General features: G+C 32.3%; 22 protein-coding genes and 1 riboswitch. Of the genes, 14 read left to right on the top strand and 8 right to left on the bottom strand.

All coding sequences use genetic code 11. From position 1 onward, the window contains the following. Positions 1-33: 33 nt before the first annotated feature. Positions 34-1,812: a phosphomethylpyrimidine synthase ThiC gene (gene thiC / locus ABEY15_RS06325; RefSeq protein WP_429889168.1), complete on the top strand. Its 1,779-nt coding sequence runs from the start codon at positions 34-36 to the stop codon at positions 1,810-1,812. Positions 1,813-1,827: 15 nt separating this feature from the next. Beyond that, positions 1,828-1,998 (top strand): hypothetical protein, encoded by a 171-nt coding sequence (locus tag ABEY15_RS06320; protein ID WP_429889166.1) that lies wholly within the window; start codon positions 1,828-1,830, stop codon positions 1,996-1,998. Between the two features lie 61 nt (positions 1,999-2,059). Here the strand turns inward: ABEY15_RS06320 and ABEY15_RS06315 are convergent, their stop codons facing one another. Then, positions 2,060-2,239 (bottom strand): small acid-soluble spore protein H, encoded by a 180-nt coding sequence (locus tag ABEY15_RS06315; protein WP_429889165.1) that lies wholly within the window; start codon positions 2,237-2,239, stop codon positions 2,060-2,062. Between the two features lie 427 nt (positions 2,240-2,666). Between ABEY15_RS06315 and ABEY15_RS06310 the strand changes: the two genes are divergently transcribed. Continuing rightward, positions 2,667-3,200 (top strand): hypothetical protein, encoded by a 534-nt coding sequence (locus ABEY15_RS06310; RefSeq protein WP_429889164.1) that lies wholly within the window; start codon positions 2,667-2,669, stop codon positions 3,198-3,200. A gap of 56 nt (positions 3,201-3,256) precedes the next feature. Here the strand turns inward: ABEY15_RS06310 and ABEY15_RS06305 are convergent, their stop codons facing one another. From ABEY15_RS06305 to ABEY15_RS06290, 4 genes are all read right to left on the bottom strand, one after another. Beyond that, a complete protein-coding gene (locus tag ABEY15_RS06305) occupies positions 3,257-3,388 on the bottom strand; it encodes a YjcZ family sporulation protein (protein WP_088014171.1) in 132 nt (43 codons plus the stop codon). Positions 3,389-3,561: 173 nt separating this feature from the next. After that, positions 3,562-3,822 (bottom strand): hypothetical protein, encoded by a 261-nt coding sequence (locus ABEY15_RS06300; protein WP_025672087.1) that lies wholly within the window; start codon positions 3,820-3,822, stop codon positions 3,562-3,564. 177 nt (positions 3,823-3,999) lie between these two features. Next, complete coding sequence (locus ABEY15_RS06295) at positions 4,000-5,406, bottom strand: amino acid permease (protein ID WP_429889163.1); 1,407 nt, start codon at positions 5,404-5,406, stop codon at positions 4,000-4,002. Positions 5,407-5,831: 425 nt separating this feature from the next. Continuing rightward, the gene (locus ABEY15_RS06290; protein ID WP_056471502.1) at positions 5,832-6,011 is read right to left on the bottom strand and encodes an H-type small acid-soluble spore protein; all 180 of its coding nucleotides are present in this window, start codon (positions 6,009-6,011) and stop codon (positions 5,832-5,834) included. 337 nt (positions 6,012-6,348) lie between these two features. Here ABEY15_RS06290 and ABEY15_RS06285 point away from each other — a divergent pair, with 337 nt between their 5' ends. Beyond that, a complete protein-coding gene (locus ABEY15_RS06285) occupies positions 6,349-7,308 on the top strand; it encodes a LacI family DNA-binding transcriptional regulator (RefSeq protein WP_429889161.1) in 960 nt (319 codons plus the stop codon). Between the two features lie 96 nt (positions 7,309-7,404). On the opposite strand, the gene ABEY15_RS06280 is transcribed toward ABEY15_RS06285, so the two are convergent. Then, entirely contained in the window at positions 7,405-8,304 is a 900-nt protein-coding gene (locus ABEY15_RS06280) for a LysR family transcriptional regulator (protein WP_429889159.1), read from the bottom strand. A gap of 131 nt (positions 8,305-8,435) precedes the next feature. On the opposite strand from ABEY15_RS06280, the gene ABEY15_RS06275 reads away from it, so the two are divergent. From ABEY15_RS06275 to ABEY15_RS06245, 7 genes are all read left to right on the top strand, one after another. Continuing rightward, positions 8,436-9,701, top strand: a complete 1,266-nt coding sequence (locus tag ABEY15_RS06275; protein WP_429889158.1) for an APC family permease — start codon at positions 8,436-8,438, stop codon at positions 9,699-9,701. A 702-nt stretch (positions 9,702-10,403) separates the two neighbouring features. Then, a riboswitch (FMN riboswitch) is annotated at positions 10,404-10,551 on the top strand. Positions 10,552-10,883: 332 nt separating this feature from the next. Beyond that, positions 10,884-11,531, top strand: coding sequence for a riboflavin synthase (gene ribE, locus ABEY15_RS06270; RefSeq protein WP_429889157.1), 648 nt, complete (start codon positions 10,884-10,886; stop codon positions 11,529-11,531). Between the two features lie 12 nt (positions 11,532-11,543). Beyond that, positions 11,544-12,737: a bifunctional 3,4-dihydroxy-2-butanone-4-phosphate synthase/GTP cyclohydrolase II gene (locus ABEY15_RS06265; RefSeq protein ID WP_429889156.1), complete on the top strand. Its 1,194-nt coding sequence runs from the start codon at positions 11,544-11,546 to the stop codon at positions 12,735-12,737. 17 nt (positions 12,738-12,754) lie between these two features. Beyond that, a complete protein-coding gene (ribH, locus tag ABEY15_RS06260) occupies positions 12,755-13,216 on the top strand; it encodes a 6,7-dimethyl-8-ribityllumazine synthase (protein WP_429889155.1) in 462 nt (153 codons plus the stop codon). A gap of 273 nt (positions 13,217-13,489) precedes the next feature. After that, the gene (locus ABEY15_RS06255; protein ID WP_429889264.1) at positions 13,490-14,488 is read left to right on the top strand and encodes an MBL fold metallo-hydrolase; all 999 of its coding nucleotides are present in this window, start codon (positions 13,490-13,492) and stop codon (positions 14,486-14,488) included. A gap of 80 nt (positions 14,489-14,568) precedes the next feature. After that, positions 14,569-15,045: a YbaK/EbsC family protein gene (locus ABEY15_RS06250; protein ID WP_429889153.1), complete on the top strand. Its 477-nt coding sequence runs from the start codon at positions 14,569-14,571 to the stop codon at positions 15,043-15,045. A 153-nt stretch (positions 15,046-15,198) separates the two neighbouring features. Beyond that, positions 15,199-16,020 carry an MBL fold metallo-hydrolase gene (locus ABEY15_RS06245; RefSeq protein ID WP_429889152.1) on the top strand — a complete coding sequence of 274 codons (822 nt, stop codon included), beginning with the start codon at positions 15,199-15,201 and terminating at the stop codon, positions 16,018-16,020. 48 nt (positions 16,021-16,068) lie between these two features. Here the strand turns inward: ABEY15_RS06245 and ABEY15_RS06240 are convergent, their stop codons facing one another. After that, positions 16,069-17,256 (bottom strand): ABC transporter permease, encoded by a 1,188-nt coding sequence (locus tag ABEY15_RS06240; protein WP_429889150.1) that lies wholly within the window; start codon positions 17,254-17,256, stop codon positions 16,069-16,071. A 181-nt stretch (positions 17,257-17,437) separates the two neighbouring features. On the opposite strand from ABEY15_RS06240, the gene ABEY15_RS06235 reads away from it, so the two are divergent. Continuing rightward, entirely contained in the window at positions 17,438-18,046 is a 609-nt protein-coding gene (locus ABEY15_RS06235; RefSeq protein WP_429889149.1) for a TetR/AcrR family transcriptional regulator, read from the top strand. A 61-nt stretch (positions 18,047-18,107) separates the two neighbouring features. Here ABEY15_RS06235 and ABEY15_RS06230 read toward each other — a convergent pair whose 3' ends face one another. Further along, complete coding sequence (locus ABEY15_RS06230) at positions 18,108-18,956, bottom strand: MurR/RpiR family transcriptional regulator (protein ID WP_025672344.1); 849 nt, start codon at positions 18,954-18,956, stop codon at positions 18,108-18,110. 548 nt (positions 18,957-19,504) lie between these two features. Between ABEY15_RS06230 and ABEY15_RS06225 the strand changes: the two genes are divergently transcribed. After that, the gene (locus ABEY15_RS06225; protein WP_429889147.1) at positions 19,505-20,764 is read left to right on the top strand and encodes a helix-turn-helix domain-containing protein; all 1,260 of its coding nucleotides are present in this window, start codon (positions 19,505-19,507) and stop codon (positions 20,762-20,764) included. A gap of 364 nt (positions 20,765-21,128) precedes the next feature. Further along, positions 21,129-25,289, top strand: a complete 4,161-nt coding sequence (locus ABEY15_RS06220; RefSeq protein WP_429889145.1) for a S8 family serine peptidase — start codon at positions 21,129-21,131, stop codon at positions 25,287-25,289. The last annotated feature ends 582 nt before the right edge of the window (positions 25,290-25,871 follow it).

The raw sequence follows: 25,871 nt of genomic DNA, 5'->3' as shown, positions 1-25,871 counted from the left end.
TTTTAAACTAATTAAAAAGGGGAATGAAATCAAATGAACAATTCTGTAAATGAAATGAATTTTTCCATCATGTCTAGTTTTTCAGGGAGTAAGAAGGTGTATGTTGAAGGATCTAGACCTGACATTAAGGTGCCAATGCGTGAGATTCAATTAAGTCCAACTACTGGCGCTTTTGGCGAAGAAGAAAATGCTCCAGTTAGAGTATACGACACTAGCGGACCTTACACAGATTCATCTAGCTCAGTTGATATTCGAATGGGACTAAAGGCGATTAGACAAAACTGGGTAATCGAACGAAATGATGTTGAAGAGTATGAAGGGCGTGAAATAAAGCCTGAAGATAATGGATATAGAAAAGAGTCAGATCAACATAATGTTGAAGTATTTAAAGGGTTAAAAAGAAAACCGTTACGTGCAAAGGATCATGGAAATATTACTCAAATGCATTATGCTCGTAAAGGGATTATTACACCTGAAATGGAATTTATTGCGATTCGAGAGAATGTTTCAGCTGAATTTGTTCGTGATGAAGTTGCAAAAGGAAGGGCTGTCATTCCCTCGAATATTAATCACCCTGAAAGTGAGCCAATGATTATCGGTCGTAATTTTCATGTGAAAATAAACGCCAATATAGGTAATTCAGCCGTCACGTCCTCAATTGAAGAAGAAGTAGAAAAAATGACATGGGCTACTCGTTGGGGAGCAGATACGATGATGGATCTTTCTACTGGTAAGAATATTCATACAACACGTGAATGGATTATCCGAAACTCTCCAGTACCAGTAGGGACAGTTCCGATTTATCAGGCGCTTGAAAAGGTTAATGGAATCGCTGAAGATTTAAGCTGGGAAGTATTTAGAGATACTCTAATCGAGCAAGCTGAACAAGGGGTAGACTATTTTACAATTCACGCGGGTGTATTATTACGCTATATCCCATTAACAGCAAAACGAGTGACAGGAATTGTATCTCGTGGTGGGTCTATTTTGGCTCAGTGGTGTTTAGCTCACCATAAAGAGAATTTTTTATATACTCATTTTGAAGAAATTTGTGAAATTATGAAGCGTTATGACGTAACATTCTCTTTAGGAGATGGATTACGACCAGGCTCAATCGCCGATGCAAATGACGAAGCACAGTTTTCTGAGTTAGAAACACTAGGCGAGCTAACGAAGATTGCATGGAAACACGATGTTCAAGTTATGATTGAAGGACCGGGACATGTTCCGATGCACTTAATTAAAGAAAATATGGATAAACAATTAGAAATTTGTCAGGAAGCACCATTTTATACATTAGGACCGTTAACGACTGATATTGCGCCTGGCTACGATCACATTACATCAGCGATCGGTGCAGCAATGATTGGTTGGTTTGGTACTGCAATGCTTTGTTATGTAACTCCGAAAGAGCATTTAGGACTTCCAAATAAAGAAGATGTAAGAGTGGGTGTTATTACATACAAAATAGCAGCGCATGCAGCTGACTTAGCAAAAGGACACCCTGGTGCACAAAAAAGAGATGATGCACTTTCAAAAGCAAGATTTGAATTTAGATGGCGTGATCAGTTTAATCTTTCCCTTGATCCTGAAAGAGCAATTGAATATCACGACGAAACATTACCTGCTGAAGGAGCTAAAACAGCGCATTTTTGTTCGATGTGTGGTCCAAAATTCTGTAGTATGAGAATCTCACAAGATATTCGAGATTTAGTAAAACAAGAAGAACTTCAGAATGATTCAATCATTGAAGAAGGAATGAAAGAAAAAGCACTTGAATTTAGAAAACAAGGCGGAGAAATCTATCAATAAGGGTGTGAGCCTTATATGAATAGGGTAGAAGAAATCATAAAAGAAATAAAGAAGTTGGAAAGAAATATGAGTCAGTTAAAAACTGAACTGAATGCAATTCAAAAAAATTGTGTACACGATTTCCAGAAGAAAGATACGATTCAGGAATGCCTTAAATGCAGTTTAATTGAAAGCTTGTCTTGGTAAAATTAGAAAATATAAAAAAACAAACCTCAAAAACAAAGAGGTTTGTTTTTTTACTTAAGAATTAATGTTCTGACAAACTATTGATTGAAACTTCTTCCTCTCGATCTGGTTGACCTAATGGATAGATTCTAGCAGTTTCATTTGATTCATCTACATGTTGAATGTAAATTGGCACTCCATTATATGTCACATTAGCCATTTCAGGTGAAGAAGCAATTTCCTGAGCTCGTTGTTTATTCATACATAACCTCCTCTACATTAATAATTGAAACCTAACATATTATTAACCGTAGTGTGATTGGATATTCATATAAAATTGCTCTTCAAAAGCATGCTACATTTTAAAGACTTGCGCTCTTAAATTAGAGAGAAGGTCTTTTTTGTTTTTTTAAGAGAACATGCTGAAGTTAAGAAGTGAAAAAAAGGGAATAGGAAGAGTCAAGCAAAGAAGAATTATATACAAATATTTCCATTGAAAATGGTTATCACTACTGATAGGATTATAGTTGTAACTGATAATGATAACTATTTTCAATTAACTGTAAAGGAGGGAGAATTTATCGAGGATAATCAACTTTGAGAATTAAGTATCAATTTTAAAAAAACAACACATGATGTTAGTGAGAATTTAGACTTTCTTACTATTAAGAATTGGAGAACTTATATAAATGGAATTATTCATTCAGCAACTTAAAAATAATGCTTTTCAAAGTTTATTTACTTTAATGCGAATTCTATTTGGAGTTGGTTGGTTATTTGCTGGGGTCACGAAAATTACTGAGAAGCGTTGGTATAGTGAACCTGGAGTTTTTATTAAAAACTATTTTATATTGGCCATTGAAAAGCCAAATGTCCCTGAGTTTTATAAATATTTCATTCAACATTTTGCAATGAAGCATTACTTATTTTTTAATTATACAATTCCTGTAGTTCAAATTTTAATTGGCATTTTATTAATAATGGGCTTATTCATTCTTCCTTCTGTTTTATTTTGTCTATTTATGCATATTAATTTCATTCTTTCTGGTAATATGAACTTAATAAGTTTAACCTTATATACAAGCTCTTTTGGAATTTTACTTTCTTTAAATCGAGTTTATGTATTAAGTTTAGATCGTTACCTTGGAATAGAAAAACTGTTCGTCCTAAAAAGTTCAATACATATCAATACCACTCATTCTAAGCAAGCACAAGCTTCTTAATATATTATAAAAAAACTCCTGTTAAAATTTAACAGGAGTTTTATAGTTTTTAATGATTACCAGTGGTGTCCATATCCATATCCGTCATATCCAGACCAGCAAGCTGCTCCAACAATGATTAATAAGATAAATAGAACAACGATTAAAGCAAAACCGTTAAGATGGTGTCCGTGATGTCCAGTACTCATATATGTGACCTCCTTCATACGATATTTAAGGGAAAACTCCCTTAGGGTCATGTAACTAATTGAAAATTACAATTAGGAGAGGTGGATAATGTATCGTATGTTTTTTTACCAACTATGAAACTAGTCTATAATGTAATTAGGCTTATACCTAGACGTAAGTTTTAAAAAATGTATTATTTTTCCTTAGGAAGTGAAATTGCTGTTTCAACCACATAACCATTTTGAAACTTCACAGCAATTGTACCTAAATAAGTGTCAGTAGGCTGAAGTGTTTCGGTACAAGTAAAATAACGAATATGTACAACTTCCTTCGTATCTTTACTAATCTTTTGACAAGCAAGTAAATTACTTAGTCGTTTTAATGCGATATCTCTTTTCACTCCAATAAGATCTTTTTTAATAAATGATTCATAGTAATTTTTTAATGGGAACATTTTAACAGCTCCTGTTCATTCGAAATTAAAATTTCTTAAGTCGTATCATATCATAAAGCAAATCTGTTTTTGTAAAGTTTGTTGTCGTGGATATTTATAATTATTCTAGATTGTTGAGGAAAATATGTAACTAACAAAAAAATCCCACTATAGTAACCTATAGTGGGATTTTTTTACTTATGCAGTTTGATTTGAATCCTTATCAAACTTATTTTTACTGTTTAGTTTAGAATTTTTATATCCGTATGTTATATAAATTACTAAACCGATTACTAACCAAACTGCGAAACCTTTCCAAGTAAATGATGAAAGTTGTAGCATTAAATATACACAGAATACAACAGCTAATACTGGTACTACAGGTACCCAAGGAGTTTTGAATCCACGCTTTAAGTCTGGACGAGTTTTTCTTAATACTAGAACACCAAGAGAAACAGCAGAGAAAGCGAATAGAGTACCGATATTTGTTAATTCAGCTAATTTGTTTAATGGAATTAAGCCAGCGAATAAAGCAACTAATCCACCAGTTACCCAAGTGCTTGTTACAGGAACTGCCGTTTTCTTATTAACTTTTGATAATTTACCTGGTAATAATCCGTCTTTACTTATTGCATAGAATAGACGAGTTTGTCCAAACATCATTACGATTAATACAGTTGTAATACCGATGATTGCGCCAAGTGAAATGAAGCCAGCAGCCCAATCTTGATGAATAAATGCAAGTGCAAAAGCAACAGGGTCTTTAACACCTAATTGATCAAATGGAACGATACCAGTAAGAATTAATGAAACGACAATATATAAGATTGTACAAATTGTTAAAGCCGTGATAATACCAATTGGTAAGTTACGTTGAGGGTTTTTTACTTCCTCAGCTGCAGTTGATACTGCGTCAAATCCAAAGTAAGCAAATACTACTACTGCAGCACCAGCTGTTACACCATGGAATCCCATTGGCATAAATGGAGTCCAGTTATGCGGTTGAACGTACCAAACACCAACTACGATGAAAAGTGCTACTACTGCTAATTTTACAATTACCATGATCGTGTTAAGTTTTGCTGATTCTCTAACACCCCTAGTAAGAATGAACGTTACTAGTAAAACAATGATTACTGCCGGTAAATCAATAAAGGTATGTTTAGATGGATCAAATGCACTTGTTAAAGCTGTTGGAAGGTTTAATCCAAAACCATGTAATAAACTTTGGAAATATCCAGACCATCCACTTGCTACTGCTGAAGATGCAAGTCCATACTCTAGTACCATATCCCAACCTAATATCCAAGCGATGACTTCACCAAAAGCAACATAACTATAAGTGTAAGCACTACCAGCCTCTGGAATCATAGATGCAAATTCAGAGTAACAAAGTGCAGCGAATGTACAAGCTAAACCTGCGATAATAAATGAAAGAATAAGTGCTGGACCAGCGTAATCAGCAGCTGCTACACCAGTTAAAACGAATATACCTGTACCGATGATGGCACCGATACCTAACATTGTAAGATCAAACGCTCCTAGAACTTGTTTAAGTGAACTAGGCGAACTGCTTGTAACTGATTTTTTTCGAAATAAATTCATATGAGCCTCCTCTAATCCTATTTTTAGTAGTTTTTTAATTTTCTATTTAGAAAGTTTATTATTTTCTAATTTTACCTTAAAAAATAGAAAATTCTGACAATTAGCTCCGAAGTAATATTACAAATTGTCTCGCTTAAGTGATTTTTATAATATCACACTTATAAAAATATTCAAAGAATTTTTCGACTTTTTTTTCAATTTTTTTAAAAATATGTAGTAAATTCGACATATTACTGAGTGCCTAGTTGTTCGGTTAAAATGAACTAAATAGCATTTGTGCCATAAGTAACACCGAATCTCTAGAAACTTTATATTTCTTAAGGTTGCAATTGTAATCAGACTAAATAATTAAATTTTTGTGTTTTTTCTTCAAAAATGAAATAAACCTCCTTAATAGAGGTTTATTTTTGGGTCTTTTTTATCATTTAATGTTCTTTTAAGTGACTTAATGATACTTCTTTATCATTTTGTGGTTGATCAAGAGGATAAATTCTTGCTGTACCCTCATTTTTATTAACATGCTGAATATAAACAGGTACTCCATCGCAAGTTACATTAATCATACCAGGTGCTGCTACTATTTCTAATGCTCTTTCAGTATCCATCATAATACCTCCTTTAATTACTAACCCATATTATTATTTACATAGTAAAGTTAGAGTATTCATGGAAAATAGGAGCTTTTTTAAAGGATTATGTAATATAGGACAGTGAGGAAAATTGTTGGAGCAATTGTTTTAAGTTTTGCCTGCATTACTTAACTCGTTTCTTTTCTTGTTGTATGATAGCAATTGAAGCCAAAAATAAAATTGAACTACACATAAATAGTAAACAAAGTAAACCAAAAAGTATTTGCATATTCGTACCTCCTTTTTATTATGAGAACAGAGTAAAGTATGGAACTAGTTTCAGAGCAAGAAAAAGTTTAGAAAAGGTGAGAAAATGTCTAATATTAAAGAAATTGCGAGGATTGCCGGGGTTTCAGTTACAACAGTCTCACGAGTTTTAAATGATGAACCATATGTTAGTGAGGAAAAAAGAAAAGCAGTTTTAAATGCAATTGAGCAAACCAATTATCAACGAAATCAAAATGCAGTAAATTTAAGCAAAGGAAAAACGAATCTAATTGGAGTGGTTATTCCTTTTTCACAACATCCGTACTTTGGATTGCTAATAGATGGAATTGCTAATGAAGCGATAAAAAATAATTATAAATTAGTACTATTTCAATCAAATTATGAGGAGAAGAGAGAAATTGAGGCTTTAAAGATGCTGCAGCATAAACAAATAGATTCACTCATTATTTGTTCTAGAATTTGTTCGATTGAAATGATCGAGAATTATAAGCAATATGGACAAATAGTATTATTTGAAGATACGAGAAATACAGGGGTTTCCTCAACATTTATCGATCAATACAATTGTTTCATGATTGCATTAGAATATTTATATCAAAAAGGACATCGGAAAATCGGTTATAGTATTGGTCGTAGAACAGGTAAGAATAGTAAACAAAGAGAATCTGCCTATATTGATTTTCATAGTAAATATAATGAATCACTAAATAACGATTTTGTATTCGATAATTGTTACTATTTTGAAGATGGTGAAAGAATCGTCCAGTCTTTATTAAATTTAAAAGAGAGACCAACAGCGTTGTTAGTAACAAGTGACCAAGTGGCAGCGGGTGTGCAGAATTGCTGTAATGATCGTGGAATAGCTATTCCTCATGATCTAGCGATAATTGGGTTCGATAATCAACCAATTGCAAAAGTAATGAAGTTAACAACAGTCGAAATTCCATTACAAGAAATAGGGAAGAAACTTTTTATACAAGCGATTAATTCTGTAATTAATCAAGAGGAGATAGCGATTAAATTAATTGAGCGGCAGACGGTATAGGTATAATAAAAAAGCTAGTCAGGACTAGCTTTTTTTCGTGTCGTTGTATGGGGGAGTGTATTCCACTATAACTCCAAAGTAAAAACTAATTAGAAACTAGCTCTTTATAGACTGATTCCATAAAGGTGACTGTTCTCTAACAACTTCCATAAAATTTCTAGCAGCACGAGATTGCCATCTGTTTTTATGCCAAGACATGATCGTAGATACACTTCCTAAATTTGTATCCCAATTTATGACTTTTAGTTTTTGTTGCTGCATTTCATTTTGAACTGCCACGAGTGGAAGTATGGATACACCAAGTCCACACATAACACATTGTTTAATTGCCTCAACACTCCAAAACTCCATTCCAGACTCAGTTGCGATTCCTTTACTTCTTAGAAATGCTTCAAAATAATCACGATAACTACCTTGTTCTGTGAGAATTATATTTTCATTCGCATTTAGTGTAAACGATGAAAGTGTTCTAGTATCAGAAGTTGGAGGTAGCAAAATGACAAGTGGTTCTTCAATTAGTGTTTCCGTATACAAATCCGAATCGGTTAATGGAGCCTGTAGGAAAAAGCCAATATCCAGATCACCTCGACGTAATTCATCTTGTAATTCCCAACAAGAACCAGATTTCATCATAATATTTACTTTCGGATTTTGTGATCGAAAGGCTTGGATAATTTGTGGGAGACGATAAATCGTTAAAGATTCAGGAGCTCCAATCTTTAACGTAGATACCTCTTCATTTTCCATTTGGAATACATCTTTTGCTTTTGTATAGAGCTGAATCATTTCGATAGCGTGAATTAAAAAGTTCTCACCGACCTCAGTCAGATGAACCTTTTTACCTAAACGGTCAAATAAAGGTACTCCTAATTCTTGCTCAAGTGCTTGTATATGTGCAGTTACTGTAGATTGTGCATATCCGAGATGGACAGCAGCTCTAGAGAACCCGCCCATATCCACAATTGACTTAAACGTAATTAAATGACGGATTTCCATAATAGCCTCCTAAGTATCGGATTTTCCGATGGTTTATATCACAACTATTCATTTTACCGATGATAGTTCGGTTCATATAATTAAATTATACGAGATTACAATTTGTTTCAATAACTATTGGAGGGATATGAATGGGGAATCGAAAAATTGGTTTTCTCTTGCTCAGCGGGTTAATGATTGGACCTATTTTAGGTTCGGGAATTATTATTTTACCACCTGCAGTGTATGAAACTGCAGGTAATTATGCAATTTTTGCTTGGATTCTTATGCTTGGTTTAAGTTTAATATTTGCACTCATGTTTGGTAAACTAAGTCTGTTGATACCAGGAGATTCCGGAGTACCATTGGCAGTTGAACGTGCATTTGGCACACAAATAAAAAATCTTTCAGCTATTTTCTTTTTACTTGCAGTTTGTTTTGGACCAATTGCAGTTACAGGAACGGCAGGGCATTATTTACAACTACTGACGAATCAAAGTTTCTTCAATGAAAAGTGGCTAGCTTTAGGAATACTCTGTTTTGTATATATCATTTTAACTAGAAGCATTGCCGATGTTGGAAAATTTGCCTTTTTTATGTCTAGTTTCATTGTAGTGACACTTATAGTTGGCAGTATTCATACATTAATTACAGTTGATGGGAGTTTTACTATATCGAATCCAATTACTGTTTCTGATTTTGGAGAAAGTTTACTTTTATTATTTTGGGCTTTAATCGGGTGGGAGGTCATCGGTAGCTATTCTTTAGAAGTAAAAACTCCAGAACGAACAATTCCTAGAGCAGTAGTCTTAAGTTTCTCGATTATAGCAATAGTAAGTATAACAGTTGCATTTGCTTTCCAGTGGATTCATTCTAAAAATGGAGATATGATGGATCAATCATTAGCACCGTTACTTCAGAGTTTATTTGGAAGTTGGTCAACTCCAATTATTTCATCAATTACAATTGCTCTTTGTATTAGTACGGTTCTCCTAGTAATAGGAGCAGTTTCACGGCTAATTGCCGATCAAGCCAAAAACGGTTTATTACCTTCGTGGCTTTCTTTTAAAAATAAAAATAATGTGGCAACTCGATCGTTATTTAGTTTGTTTTGCATTCACATAATTGTATTTATTCTTTATTTTAATGACTTCCTAAGCATCCAAACACTTGTAGCAATTGCAAATGCATTCTTCCTATGCAACGCTTTATTAGGAGTATTGGCATGTTTGCGCTTATTTGATTCTATATTTTTTAAAATTGGTTCATGTATTCTAGCAATTTGCTTTTTAGGAATACTTTTATTTTCTTCACCGGTCATTTTAATATTGATTGTATTAGTTTCAGTGTATTTTATTTTGCTACAAAAAAGAGATTCAAAACAACATGAAAAAATTCTACAAGTTGGAAATGAATAATGGGTTAGAAAGGAAACTTCTCTTAAAAGAAGTTTCTTTTTTTGAAACTAACTTTTTTATAATAATTACCCATACTGTATATTTATTATTATTTTTTCTAAAAGTATATTTAATATAATTTCATACCTTTTTTTCAGTTTGGTATAAATTGAAGCTGTTTATTTAGATTCTTTTTAGAGCGGATGAAGGTTTTTTTGTTATTTTAGAATTATATATTCAATTGTAGTTATCAGGTTTACATAATTCTATTTCGGATATAAAGAGAAACGCTTTAATAATTGATATTCTCAATGATTATAGGAGCAATGATAAGATGAGTTTATTATTCTTTGGTGTAAATAAATAATATAATGATAAAATGAAAAATCTGATTTTATACAAACGAAAGAACGAATTCAATTGAATTTTAATTACTTTAAATTTATGCAAATCTGGAATTTTTAAGTCTTAATCTCCATAGAAACTAATTTTTCTGTAATTACTTTAATGTTAATATTTATACACTTTTGTATTAGTTGTAAAAAAATATATAAAGCATGGTGAATAAATTTTTTATCTTAATAGTGTGTGGAAGTTTCCATATTTTATAAGGTTTTTTTACTTTGGTTTGCTTTTCGATCAGTTCGGTTTAAAGGAAAATAGAAACTTAAAAACTTTACAATCAAATAATTGCTAGTTATAATGAAACCAAATTTGATAATTAGTGTCCTTCGGGGTCGGGTGAAATTCCCAACCGGCGGTGTTGTATATTTTTATACTAAGCCCGTGAGCTTCATATAGATTTTTTATATGTTGCTGATCTAGTTAGAATCTAGAGCCGACAGTATAGTCTGGATGGGAGAAGGATGGAGTGCATATATGGTATGGTTATTTGTTTTTTCAAAAATACTATCCGTATAGGCTTAGTTCGTTGTGCATATTTTGTTTGCACAATAATAGACGCGTTATAGTACTGTCTTTAAATAGACTCTTATTGTACTAGCGTTTATTTAAGTATGCTTCCTTTCTTAAACATCTATTGCCCCTTAGGAGTTTTCTAAGGGGCTTTTCACTTTTTCAAATTAATTTGAATTAGAAGGTGTGATAAGGTGGATCAACTATTTATGAAATTAGAGATGGATCTTACAAAGTCATTTATCGGGCTAGAGTGTAATTTGCTTTTTCGAAATGAGGTGAAAAAACTTGTTTACTGGAATCGTTGAGGAAATAGGAACAGTAAAAAATATTGTAAAAAAAGGTAATACTTTATTGCTAACAATTGGCGCATCAATCATTTTAGAGGATGTTCATTTAGGAGATAGTATCTCTGTAAATGGAGTGTGTTTAACCGTTACGGATTTTACTAAAAATGAATTTTCTGTTGATGTCATGCCTGAAACATTTCAAGCATCCAATCTAAGTACTTTGGTTTCAAGCCAAAAAGTAAATTTAGAGCGGGCAATGGCTGCAACTGGACGGTTTGGTGGTCATATTGTATCGGGCCATATTGATGGTACAGGTAAAATTGTATCTGTAAAAGCAATGGAAAACGCAGTAATGTATAAAATTAATATTCCAAGTCAGTTTGCTAAATATTGCTTACAAAAAGGCAGTATAACGATTGATGGTACAAGTTTAACAATATTTGAAGTTGAAACTGATATTGTAACAATCTCTTTAATTCCTCATACCCGCTCACATACGATCTTAGGCAGTAAAAAAGTTGGAGATGTCGTTAATATTGAGTTTGATTTATTAGGTAAGTATGTTGAAAAAATGCTTGGTATGAATGAGACGAAAAAGAGTTCTGCAATAACAACTTCATTTTTATCTCAAAATGGCTATATATAAAGGAGTAAGCTCATGTTCTCTAAAATAGAAGAAGCAATTGAAGACTTAAAAAATGGGAAAATTATTATTGTTTGTGATGATGAAGATAGAGAGAATGAAGGAGATTTTGTTGTCATCGGAGAATTTGCAACTCCTGAAAATATAAATTTTATGGCAACACATGGTCGCGGTTTAATATGTGCACCTGTTTCTGAAGAGATCGCCAAAAAACTGGATTTATATGAAATGGTAACAAACAATACAGATTCTCATGGAACTGCCTTTACTGTAAGTATTGATCATATCGATTCTACTACTGGTATCTCGGCATTTGAACGTTCACATACAGTTTTACAAATGTTAAATGATGAATCAACTGGAGCCGATTTTAGAAGACCTGGGCATATGTTTCCTCTAGTCGCTAAAAACGGTGGTGTTATCGAGAGACCTGGACATACTGAAGCGGCAGTAGATTTAGCTCGAATGGCTGGATCGAAAGAAGTTGGTGTCATTTGTGAAATTATGAATGACGACGGAACAATGGCAAGAGTACCGGATTTAATTCATATTGCAGACAAGTTTGATTTAAAAATGATAACAATTAAAGATTTAGTTCATTATAGACGTAAAACTGAACAACTTGTTCAAAGAGAAGTTGAAATTAAATTACCAACTGATTTTGGTGATTTTAAGATGATTGGCTATACAAATGAAATAGATGGTAAAGAGCATATTGCGATTGTAAAAGGTAAGGTTAACGATGGTGAACCAGTGCTTGTACGTATTCATTCGGAATGTTTAACAGGTGATGTATTTGGCTCATGTCGTTGTGATTGTGGACCTCAGTTGCAATCAACACTATCAATGATTGAAGAAGCTGGAAAAGGTGTAATTGTTTATATGCGACAAGAAGGTAGAGGGATTGGTTTACTTAATAAGTTACGAGCATATAAGTTACAGGAAGAAGGCTTTGATACTGTTGAAGCAAATCTAAACTTAGGATTTGATTCAGATTTAAGAGATTATGCGATTAGTGCACAAATTATTAAAGATTTAGGTATTGTGAGTATAGATTTAGTAACTAATAATCCAGTTAAAATAGATGCGCTAAAATCTCACGGAATACAGATAAATAATCGAGTGCCAATTCAAACTGAAATGAAAAGAGAAAACGCAAAATATTTAATTACTAAAATCGAAAAAATGGGACATTTATTACACTATTAAAAATGGGAGAGATTAAGATGAAATTTGAAGGGAATTTAGTAGGATCTGGACTTAAAGTTGCTGTAATCGTAGGACGTTTTAATGAATTTATTACATCAAAACTACTTGGTGGGGCAGAAGATGCTCTATATCGTCATGGTGTAGAAGAATCAGACGTCGATGTTATTTGGGTACCAGGTGCATTTGAAATTCCATTAGTTGCAAAAAAACTAGCAGATACAAAAAAATACGATGCGATCATTACGCTAGGAACAGTTATTCGTGGGGCAACTACTCATTATGATTACGTATGTAACGAAGTAGCCAAAGGAGTTGCTGCTATTACTCTACAAACTGGTATTCCGGTTATTTTTGGTGTATTAACGACAGAAAATATTGAACAAGCAATTGAAAGAGCGGGCACGAAAGCTGGTAATAAAGGCTGGGATGCTGGTATTTCGGCAATTGAGATGGCTAATTTATTAAGAACTATAAACTAAGTGTAAATATAATAGAAGAAACTAGTTAAGGAGAGGGGGATTTTACCTCTCTTTTTTTTATTTTTTATCAAGAGAAAGTATTTTTTTATGTGAAAAAGCAATCTGAATATTTGTTTAATCTTCTAAATTTGTGGTAGTGTAAAATTTAGTAAAAGTTAATTTGGAGGTAGAAATTAAATGTTATTTTTACTAATTTTAGTATTGCTTGTTATCATAATAACAATGTTTTTAAATACATATCCTCATTTTGGGAAGAAATATTCAAAGGATAAAATGGAGTCATTTTATGCTTTGGATCATTATAAAAATGGTAAGTTTATAAACCAAGTCCCTACGGGTATGAGTATGGATTTCAAAACAAATATTTCTATGTTTAGAGACTTTGTTAAGAAAAATCCGAATCGTACGCCTAAAGATGGGATCCCAATGGAGAAAATCGATGTTTCATTATTGCATTCTAATTATAACGACACAAAAATTACTTGGTTTGGACATTCAGCTTTATTAATTCAAATCGATGGAAAAAATATTTTAATTGATCCAATGTTTGGGAACGCACCAACCCCGTTTCCGCAATTTGGTGGTAAAAGATATAGTGGCGGTTTACCAATTGAGATCAATGAATTACCAAAAATAGATGCGGTCATATTATCGCATGATCATTATGACCATTTAGATTACGGTACTATAAAAAAAATCAAACAAAAAGTTAATCGATTTATTGTTCCTCTTGGTGTAGAGAGTCACTTGGTGAGTTGGGGAGTACCGAAAGAGAGTATTTCTGAACATAACTGGTGGGATGAATTTAAATTTGATCAATTAACATTAGCTTGTACACCAGCAAGGCATTTTTCAGGGAGAAACTTAACTGATCGTAACAGTACATTATGGTGTTCATGGGTCATCATTGGTGAGAAAACGAAAATTTACTTTAGTGGAGATAGCGGTTATGCACCTCATTTTAAGGAAATAGGGGAAAAATATGGACCGTTTGATCTTGCGTTTATGGAATGTGGTCAATATGATAAACGATGGTCTGCAATCCATATGCTGCCAGAAGAAACAGTTCAGGCTTTTATTGATGTAAAAGGTGAAGTTCTTGTTCCAATTCATTTTGGTGCTTTTACATTAGCATTCCATGACTGGAATGACCCAATTGAACGAGCTGTGAAGGCTGCTAAAGAAAATGGGGTAAAGTATGCCACACCTAAAATTGGAGAAACAATTAATATAAGTACTGGTGAATATCCTAATTCAATTTGGTGGAAGTAGTTTATTTATATGAAAAAAGCAGGACTGTACACTTTATTATTGAATAAATAAAAAATCAATTTTTTAGGGAAGTGATGTTAATGGAAGCATTAAAAGAAAGTGCAAAAATAGTACAAGATTTAATTTTTGAGTTAGGTTATACAAATAAAGTGATTGAACTACCAAATAGTGCAAGAACTGCTAAGGAAGCAGCTGATGCATTAAATTGTGAAGTGGCTCAAATTGCAAAGTCTATTATATTTAAATTAGAAAGCTCAAATAGTCCTGTTCTAATCGTAGCAAGTGGAATAAACCGTGTAAATGAGAAACAAATCGAGAAAATACTAAATGATAAACTAGGCAAAGCAGATGCTGATTTCGTACGTGAACAAACAGGATTTGTAATTGGAGGGGTATCACCAATCGGTCATAAAAACCAAGTAATGACATTTATTGATGAGGATCTATTACAGTATAAAGAAGTATGGGCTGCTGCGGGTCATCCAAAAGCAATTTTTCAGTTAACACCAAATGAATTAATTGAAATGACAAAAGGTAAAGTAGTAAAAATTAAATAATAGAACATAAACCGTTTAGGCGCATTCAAGTGTAATAAATCAGTTTTTGATTTACTATACTTAAATGTGCCTATTTGTATTGGGAATTTTTACCTTGAAATCCATTTGAAATGGGTCAGATTAAATTAGAGGGAAAGTGAGATGAATAAGTAAATGTTCAAATTTATTTGTACGACTTGTGGCGTTGAGTATAACAAGTCGATTGATCCTCCTGAGTACTGCATAATTTGTTCTGATGAAAGACAATACATTAATCCAAGTGGTCAAAGTTGGACAACATTACAATCAATGAAAGAACAGAACTATCAAAATAATATTCGCTTTGAAGAAGAAAATTTATATAGTATTGTAACGAGCCCTAAGTTTGGGATTGGTCAAACTGCATATCTCATTAAGAATAAAGGGTTTAATGTTTTATGGGATTGTGTCACTTATCTAGATGAGAAGACGATTGAAGAAATTAGGAGGTTAGGAGGAATCAATGCGATTGCTCTATCACATCCACACTATTACTCTAGTCAAATTGAATGGGCTGAAAGATTTGATGTACCTGTATACATACATGAAGATGATCAAGAGTGGGTCACGAGTAAAAGTGATAAAATTATTTTTTGGTCTGGCGAATCGTTAGAGCTTAACAAAGGAATTCAAATTCATCGATTAGGCGGGCACTTTAAAGGTGGAGCAGTATTAGAATGGAAAGCTGGAAATGAGCAAAAAGGAATACTGTTAACAGGAGATATTATTCAAGTAGTTGCAGATCAAAAATGGGTAAGTTTTATGTACAGTTATCCTAATTTAATTCCATTACCAGCAAAAAAAGTAAAAGAGATATCGTTAGCAGTAGAGAAGTTAACATTTGATAGAATATATAATGCATTTCATGGGATTGTAAAAGAAAATGCAAAGCTCGTTGTCTATAATTCAGCTAATAGATATATTGAAGCGTTGAACGGGAAATTATTTGATACTTAACATAATAAAAAAAGGACCAAATTTTGTTTGGTCCTTTTGCTAATTTAATTAAATATTTAACGTTTGATTTACTTTTTCTTTTTTTGGCCTAAATGCAGATAATGATAAAAGAACAACGGAGATTACACCAATCCAAATAATAATACTCATTGGATGACTCATCGATAATCCTTTATCAAAATAGAAAATTTCTCTTAATCCGTCAGCACCAAATCGCATTGGGACCCATGAGTAAATCCAGTCTTTTGAAAAAGTTGGTAAAAGCTCTTTTGGCATTCCGATTAAAGAACCCGAGAAGAAAAAGATTAGGGCAAAGATTCCTACGCCACCAAAGCCGATCCAAGACATGACAGCAGAAATTAGGATATGGAAACAGAAATAAGCAATCGTTAAATATAGTGCAACGTCCAAGAAGTTTGGAAGTGTGAAGCCAATCCACTTTGCCATTAAAGTTATACTGAAACCGATTAGGAAGGATAGGACTACTCCTAATAGTAATTGTTCAAAAATAACTTTTAATTTACTGATTGAATTTGTTGTTTCTGTTTTCTTTTTCGCTAAAAAGACAATAACGGCACCAATTAAACTAGACATCCAAAGTGGTGTGATTAAACTTACTGGTGCATTTCCATTTGCTGTATGTGTTCCAATAGCATTTACATTTTCAACCTTCGTTATGATTGGATTTGCTAATACTTCAGCTTGATTTACTGAAACTTGGCTCACGCTTTTTTTTAATTCATTAAAAATTTCAGTATGAATATTTAAGTTAAGATTTTCTACTAAATGAGTCAACATTTGACTAGCCATCGTTGATCCATTTGCATTTTTACCTTGATTAACTAAAATTTTAATTGTAATAGGTGAAGGATTCGCTGTTTTTAATGATGCCTGATTTTTACTTAAATCATTTGGAAGAATAAGGGCAGCATAGTATTTTTGGTCATTTAGACCTTTACGTACTTTTTCTTCACTTGATACTTGAATCCACTTAATCGCTGGTTTTTCACCATTTTTCGTTTTAGATAGTGCATTTATTTTTGCAACCATCATATCTCCTATATTAACATTACCTTTTGATGGTACTTGAATTCCTTGATCTTCGTTTACGATCGCGATTGGAAGATTTTTAGGTGTAGGATTAACGGATGATGCTAATGTTAGACTGAATATAATCGCAACAACTAGTACTAGTATAGGAGCTAATATAGCTTGTTTTTGTTTAAATAAGTTCATTTCAATAACCTCCTAATTCTTTTAATAAAATAACTGAACAACGTGTTGACTATTGTTATGTGAAGATATTACAATGAGTTTTAATAAATCACAATAAGCAAATCATACAAATGTGTTCATTGCTAAACACATTTATCAAATTTGTTTAGTAAGAACTTATATTCCAGAAGGATGAGCTAAAATGAGTCAATCATTGAGAGAAATAAAAGTTGAAAAAACTAAGAAATTAATAAAAGAGACGTTGTTGGATTTAATAGAAGAAAAAGGATTCGAAGCTATTTCAGTTAGAGATATTACTTTAAAAGCAGGATTAAATCGCGGTACATTTTATCTACATTACAGAGATAAATATGATTTAATGGAAAAAAGTCAAAATGAAATATTGGAAGGATTACAGGATCGACTTATATTTATAAGGCCTAAAGAAATGAATGAGTTTTATTCAAATGATATGGTCTATCCACCTATTCTTAATGTATATCACTACTTAAAAGAAAATCAAAGATTTATAAAAATTTTAATCAGTACAAAAGGTGACCCAGCTTTTCCGAAGAAAATGAAGGAACATATTAAAGAGACAATTTATGAAAAACTAGTGGATTTATTAGAAGAAGAATACATGATTGAAATTCCACATGAATACACAACTGCGTTTATTTCATCGGCATTCTTTGGACTTATGGAGCAATGGCTAGAAAAAGAAGAGCCAATTACCCCTGAAGAAATGGCAATCATGCATATGAAGCTTTTGAAGTTTATGAAGAAATTTGTTAGTCAAATCGCTAAATAATATATGTCAGAAAAAAGATGTCTCAAGACTTTTATTTGAGACATCTTTTTTCCTAATAATATTAAGATCTTGTTTCTGATATTGCAGTTCTTACCTTTTCAAATGATGTTTTAGCTTTGTGAGAGTTTAAAATCATTAAGTTTACGTATAATGCATCAATAATACTTAATTGCGCAATTCTTGAAGCAAGTGCTTCTGGTCGATATTCTGTTTCTTCAGAAGATGTGTAAAGTGAGACATCAACATTTTGACTTAAAGGTGATTTGGGAAAACCTGTAATTCCAATTGTTTTGGTACCGTTTTCATTTAGTACTTGCAAAATACGAAGGATGTCTTTATTTGAGCCTGAGTGTGAGATAACGATTGCCACATCTTCCTTTGTCAATTGAGAAGCTGACATCAATTGAAAGTGAGAATCTGTATACGAGTTCGCTTTTATTCCTGTACGAATAAATTTATGGAAGGCATCCATTGCAATAACAGACGAGCCACCTACACCGTATAATTCAACTTTATTAGCTTTTAATATAAGATTTACTGCTTTTTTAATTGATGCACCATCTAAAATTTGTGCAGTATTTTCAAGTGTTCGAATATTAGATTGAAATATTTTATTTGCTATTGTTATTTCATCGTCTTTTTCGTTAATTTCCTCGTGGATTTGCTGAATCGGCGTCATAATTTCAGTTGCTAATGCAATTTTAAGCGCTTGGTATCCTTTAAATCCAATCCTTTTACAAAATCTAAAAACAGTTGCATCAGCAACGTTTAAGTCTTCAGCTACTTCTGTAATCGTACTGTGAATAATATGCTTTGGGTTTTGTAATATATAATCAGCGATTTTTTTTTCTTTATCACTTAATCGCGCATAATAAGAACGAATTTTACCTAAGCTGTTCGTTTGTTCCATATTCTTTACACCTTTCCTTAGGGAATTGATTTTTAGAATAATTAAATTTTTAATATAATATAAATTGAAAATGTTTGCATTTTAAAGATTTAGAAAAACATTATTATTTGCTTAATAATTATTATATAGGAAAAAAGAGTTTTTTTTAATAATAATATGAAAACCCTTTCATGTGAAAATTATTTCGCACATTATAATTTTTGTCAAAAAAATTTTTTTCACACCTATTTAGTATAGCAAATTTTCAAAATAAGTGGGTTAAGTGATAAAAAAGAAAGGGAATTTTATTTGCTTTATATGAAGAAAGATGAAGATAAACATAGTTAACTGAATAGGTCTTTAGGAATAAATAAAAATTAATACATTAGTCTTTAAGATAGGATTTCATTTTCAAATTCTATCTTTTTTTTAGTTATATTGTATTGAATTTGAAAGAAAATTTCCTAGTATTAGGTAAAAATCATTAATTGTTTTTTCCTTAAAAGGATATTAAAATTTAGTAAAGAATATTTAGATAAATATGTTTATAGAGATAGAGGAGGGTGCATATGATTGAGGGGGAAATCATAAAGTTTTATCGTGAAAAAATGGGGTTAACTCAAGCTATGCTTGGAGAAGGTATATGTACAACTACTCATGTAAGTAAAATTGAAAGAGGTAAGACGGCTTATTCACCTGATATTATTGCTTTATTTTCAGATCGTTTAGGAATCAATATTAATCAAGAAGTCCAATCTTTTTATAATTTAGAGAAAAAATTACATCTATGGCATGATGCATTAATCATGAAAAAAGAAGCTCAAATAGAAGAATATAAAGCAGAACTTGAACAAATGCCCTTTATTGACTATTCACAATATGCAGCCCACTATAATTTACTAAGAGCAAGATATTATTTTCATAATCAAAATTTAGATATGGTTAAACAAATACTTACATATGTAAAAAAAGAATTTAGTAATTTATCTCCTTTCGAGAAAAATTTATTCTATCATCTTCAAGGTATGTACTATATATCGAACTATACTAGCCTAAGTAGTGAAGACCATCAAAAGGCAATTAAAGTATTAAAGATGATTAATATTGATGAGTATCGAAATGAAGAATATTATCACCATCTAGCAATTGCCTATCATTTTGGAAGTTCAAAAATCTTAGCGTATAAATATGCCGAAATGGCACTTAAGTTTTTTCAGAAGACGAACAACTACTTATTTGCAATTAGTTCCGAAACCCTTATGCTATTGCAGTATGGTAGTGAATTAGAAATGAATTTTAGTGAAGTTGTAGAACGCTATAAAGATTTGATTCACAACTGTGAAGTATTAGGAGATCGCGAACGCAAGGCCATTTTATTGAATAATCTCGGAGTGAAATACTTTAAGCGAGAAGAGTATGAAACGGCATTGTATTATTTTGAGGAAAGTATTAATGAAACTGAAAATAAAAAATCAATCAATTATTTAAGACGTTTGTGCAATTATTTAGAGACATGTACGGAAGGCACACTATTAGAAAAAGAGATACTTCTTAGTGTGATGAAAAGAGCATTAGCATTAGCAAAAATGTTAAAAAGCCCAGTACATATTACATTAATTAAACTATTTAAGCTTAAGGCTGAGGGAGCCCGTGAAAAATTTTATCAATATCTATCGGATGAGGCACTCCCATTCTTTTATTCTACTAATAATAAATTTTATATAGAACAGTTCGGTAAGAAATTATATAAATACTATATAGAGATCAAAGAGTATCAAAAAGCTGCCGAATTATATGAATCTATTGAACATACATTTGTTAGCATGTAAAAAAAGAAAATACATAGACTACGTGGGTAACGTGTCTATGTATTTTTTTTTGTCTTTTTTAGGGTAGAAGTAGTGCATTTATTATTTTAGTGAATTTAAAATACCTAAAATTGGTTTAATCTGAAGGTGAAACATGTTGGAATTTGTCGAATTTTAAAGGGGTATTGAGTAAACGTTGATAGATCAGGGTTTGTTATAACCCAATTGCTTAAAAAAAGAAAATTCTCAATAATATAATTAATAGATATAAACGACAAATGTCATTCTATTTTGTTGATTACTTGAAGAAGTTGTCAAAAAAACATATATCTAGTAATTAACGTAAAAGGCAAACTAAGATGAAAAATGAACTGGAGGAAGAAAAATGGGGGAAAAGAGAGAAAAAAGTAAAGTTCTAAAAAGTTTTACTGTTTTAGCTTTAACATCTAGTTTTATTTTAGGTTCTCTTGGACAAGTGTCAAATGTATCAAGTGCAGCAAGTCCAAGTAAGGCAGAAGATATTTTGGCAAGTTTAAGTTCAGAGCAAAGAGCAGCTCTTAAGCAACTTTCTACTAGTGAAGATTCTGGGCTGCAAGTTTCCTCAGATATTAATTTGGATTCTACTGAACAAACGAATGTCATTGTAGAGTTTGCTAATAAACCAGTTAAAGTCGCTCAAATTGAAGCGAGTGTTGAAGGGAAAACTTTAACGAAAACAGATGCTGAAAAGCTAATTGATCAAGATCATGATACTTTTACGAAAGATGTCAGCCAAGTTATAACAAGTGGTAAAAGTAAAAAAGTAGATTATAAAATCAATCATTCATATAAACACGCATTTAATGGTGTTTCCATGACCTTACCAGCAAACCAAATTAAGAATCTACTAAAATCTAAAGCTGTAAAAAAGGTGTGGAGTAACCAAACATTTACAATTGATCCGCCAAAAGAAAATGATCAATTGAAAGCTGATGAAGCAAATGTTGCAAACTATACTCCATATGATGCCTTAGATCGCTTACATGCTGAAGGGTTTACGGGTAAAGGAATTAAAGTAGGAATTCTAGATACAGGAATGGATTATCATCATCCAGACTTGAAGGATGCTTATAAGGGTGGATATGATTTCGTTGATAACGATAATGATCCAATGGAAACAACCTATGCTGATTGGAAAAAATCAGGAAAACCTGAAATTAGTGGCTCATCAACTTATTACACTGAGCATGGTACACATGTAGCCGGAATTATAGGTGGACGTGGTGTAGCGAATAGTGAATATAAAACAATTGGTGCGGCACCAGATGCTGACCTTTATTCGTACCGAGTTCTTGGACCTTATGGATCTGGGACTGAGGAAGACATTATTGCAGGTATCGATCGAGCTGTTCAAGACGGTATGGATGTTATAAATATGTCATTAGGTGCAACCTTAAATGATCCGCTTTATGCAACATCGATTGCAGTAAACAATGCTGTATTAAGTGGTGTGACTACAGTTGTTGCAGCAGGAAATAGCGGCGATCAAATGTATACACTTGGTTCACCTGGAGCTGCAGCTTTAGCATTAACAGTTGGTGCATCATCAATCGCATTAGATGTATACCAATATGCAGGTGTTAACAACGGAAAGAATTATTCTGTAAGACAATTAGCTAGAAATTATTCAGATGACTTAACATCATTAAAAGGAAAAACATATCAGTTAGTAGATGTTGGTTTAGGTAATCCTGTAGATTTCAATGGTAAAGATGTAAATGGGAAAATTGCTTTCATTAAACGTGGAACGATTGCATTAATCGATAAAATTAAAAATGCAAAAGCAAAAGGTGCAGTTGGCGTTTTAATGTACAACGATGAAACAAATCAAGCTGAAGGTGCAATCCAATCTTTCCTTGGCGAATCAGTTGATGCAATTCCAGCATTCTCTGTTTCTAATCAAGAGGGGATAGAAATTGCAGCTGCAATCAAAGCTGGTAAATCAGAATTCACTTTTGGTGATTTTAAAAAGGTACAAACAGCATCAGATGAATTAGCAGGATTTAGTTCAAGAGGTCCATCGCGAGTAAACTATGATATTAAACCGGAAGTAACAGCTCCTGGTGTGGCGATCCTTTCAACTGTACCATTCTATGTAAATAATAAAACTGGTGATGGTTCAAAACCTGAAGATTACAAATATGCATATGAGCGCTTATCAGGTACGTCGATGGCGACACCTTATATAGCGGGTGTATCAGCATTATTACTTCAATCAAATAAAGACTTACAACCAGAAGATATCAAATCGATTCTAATGAATACAGCTGACCCGTTATCAAAAGCTTATAGTGTATTTGAAGCTGGTAGTGGACGTGTTGACGCATATGAAGCAATTCATTCGAATGTAGAATTAGAAGTAGTAGATCAAACGCCAACATATATTAATGGCAAACAAAAATCAATTAAAGAATTAACTGGTGGCATTAGCTTCGGATCTTATGGTTTCGATGATAAAGATGTTGCAGATTCTCGCAATATTACATTAAAAAATCGTAGCGAAAAAGCTAAAACATTTAATGTTAATGTGAAATTCCAAACTGGATTAAGAGGATCAAAAGATGCAGCTGAGAACAATGTAACTTTAACTGGTCCTACTTCTGTAAAATTAAATGGAATTAGCCAAAAGAATGTTAAGTTTAACTTAAATATTCCAAAAACAGCAGAAAAAGGAACATATGAAGGTTTTATTACATTTACAAATACACAAGACCCAACTGAAATTTATCAAATTCCATTTGGCGGTCGTGTAGTCGATGAAGGAATCGATTATTTTAAAATCGACAATCCAATGTATGGTAATGACACGAGCTGGCCAGCAAATGCATTTCCATTTTTATCATTCGATCTTTCATTAAAGTCACACATGAAAACATTAGATGTATTACTACAAGATGCTACAACAGGTGAAGATCTTGGTTTAGTCGGTTCTTTTACACCAATCGCATTGAATGAGAATCAAGATTACTTTATTGGAAGAGGATTTAGTTCAATTTACTATCCATTTACAGGTGATGCAAAAAAACCGATTAGTTATGATCCAGTAGTAGCAAAAGCAGGAAACTATAAATTAAAATTAGTTGGTACAAACGAAAAAGGTAAGACATTCGTAAAAACTGCTGATTTCGTTTATGATGTTGCAGCACCTACTATGACTTCTAGCTTTGACTCATTCGATCAAAAAGTTATTGAATACAAAGATAGTCAGTTTGATTCAAAAGGCGAATTCTTATACGACTTTAACATTAATTTAAATGATTCTGAAACTGCTGAAGCAAGTCGTCTAGGTCTACCAGTAGATCAGTCATCTAATGCAGTTGTGTCATTTTACGATAGTCCGTTCCCAGCTAATCCTATTAAAACAGATAAGAACGGGAACTATACAGACCAGATTTTAGTTAAGAAACGTTCTACACCATTACAAGTTTCATTCTATGGTATGGATGCAGCAAGAAACTTTACTGGAAATGCTACAAATATGTTAAGACTAGTATTCGTGGATCAAAATTTCCCATACTACTACTTAAAAGCAAATAAACAAACAGTTACAACAGGTGATACTGTAAATTATAGTGTTCGTTCAAATAATATTAAAAACTTAAAAACTACTAAGGTTAATTTCAAAGTTGATCCGAATCTAGCAACAATTCAAAATGTCGTTGTAAATGATGCAGTAAAACAATATGGTGATGCACAAGTTTCAGTAACTTCAGTACCTTCTGGATTAAGTCAGCTTTATACATTTACATTTACTTATAATGGATCAAAAGCTTTACCAGAAGACTTACAATTATTTAATTTTGATATGAAAACAGCGGAGAAGTGGACAAGAAGTGTACCTCATGATTGGTATACAATGACTGCATCAACAATTGATCAATCAAATGTTGAGACAAAAGATGTGTATGCGTACATGGAATCTTATAAAGTTAAGAACACTTACTCTAAAATTGATGGAGCATTACGCTTAGAGGGAACAACTGATCCGGTAACAGGTGGCCAAAATTATGCGCTTGATCAAAGTGTAATTGGTGCAAAAGTTACAGTTACATCTTATGATGGAAAAACAACTGTTCAACCTTCAATCAACAAAAGCGGACAATACAGCGCTGAAGGGTTGAAAGCAGAGCCAAAACTTTATACTTATAAAGTTGATGTACCTGGACATTTTACAATGAACAGACAAGTACTTTTATCAGATGAAGTACGTGGAGAAACTCTAGGAAAGAGATATAATGTAGGCTTATTAACAGCTGCAGCTGGTGATGTTAATAAAGATGACGTAATCGATGTTTTAGATGCATTAGCTGTACAAACATATTGGGGTACAAATAAAGCTACAGCAGACTTTAATTTTGATAAAGTAGTAGATAAAAAGGATATGGACTTTGTTGTTCGAAACTTTGGATTACAAAATCCTACTGTTGATAATGCACCAAAACCAAAAACTACTTATAAAGGTGCAACTTTAGATAGTATTTTAAAAGAGTTAGGTTTAGATCAATAATAATGTAGAAGAGGGAAGCCAACTAGATTGGCTTCCTTTTTTTATGTTATAGGAATATACGTGGAATGATGAAGTAGTGAAGTGCAATTAAAACAGTGAAAACTTCAATTAAAAAAGCGAAATCTGCAAATAAAAATTTTAATTTAATTGAGTGAAAAAACATGGATAAGGAAAATGATAAATTGAAAATGACCAAAAGCAGAAGTAAAATCCAATGAAACAATCGAAAAGCACAAATTGAGAAGTCAAAAAGCATTCTCTCGGACTGCCCCCAAATATCCGGAGGTTTATCTAAAACAATTAAAGTTTAATCAAATAAAGTAAGCGTTTTCAAAAAACTGACTATTTCTTTTAAAATGATAGAAAAATTGGGTTATTTTGATTGTTTTTCACGGGAGAATTTAAAGGAATCCTGTCGAATGTAGGGAGGAAGAATTGAAAACTTTGGTAAATTAGGGGAGGGATAACCCAATTGACCGAAAATTGAAATAAATTGATAATAAATGTAGAAAGTAAATTTGATGTATAGAGGTATATATGAAGATAAAAAGTAGCTTACTATTTTATAAATTATAGATCTTC

The sequence above is a fragment of the Gottfriedia acidiceleris genome, from assembly GCF_050457485.1.
Classification (GTDB): Bacteria; Bacillota; Bacilli; order Bacillales; family Bacillaceae_G; genus Gottfriedia; species Gottfriedia acidiceleris_D.
This window is presented reverse-complemented; position numbering and strand designations above follow the sequence as displayed.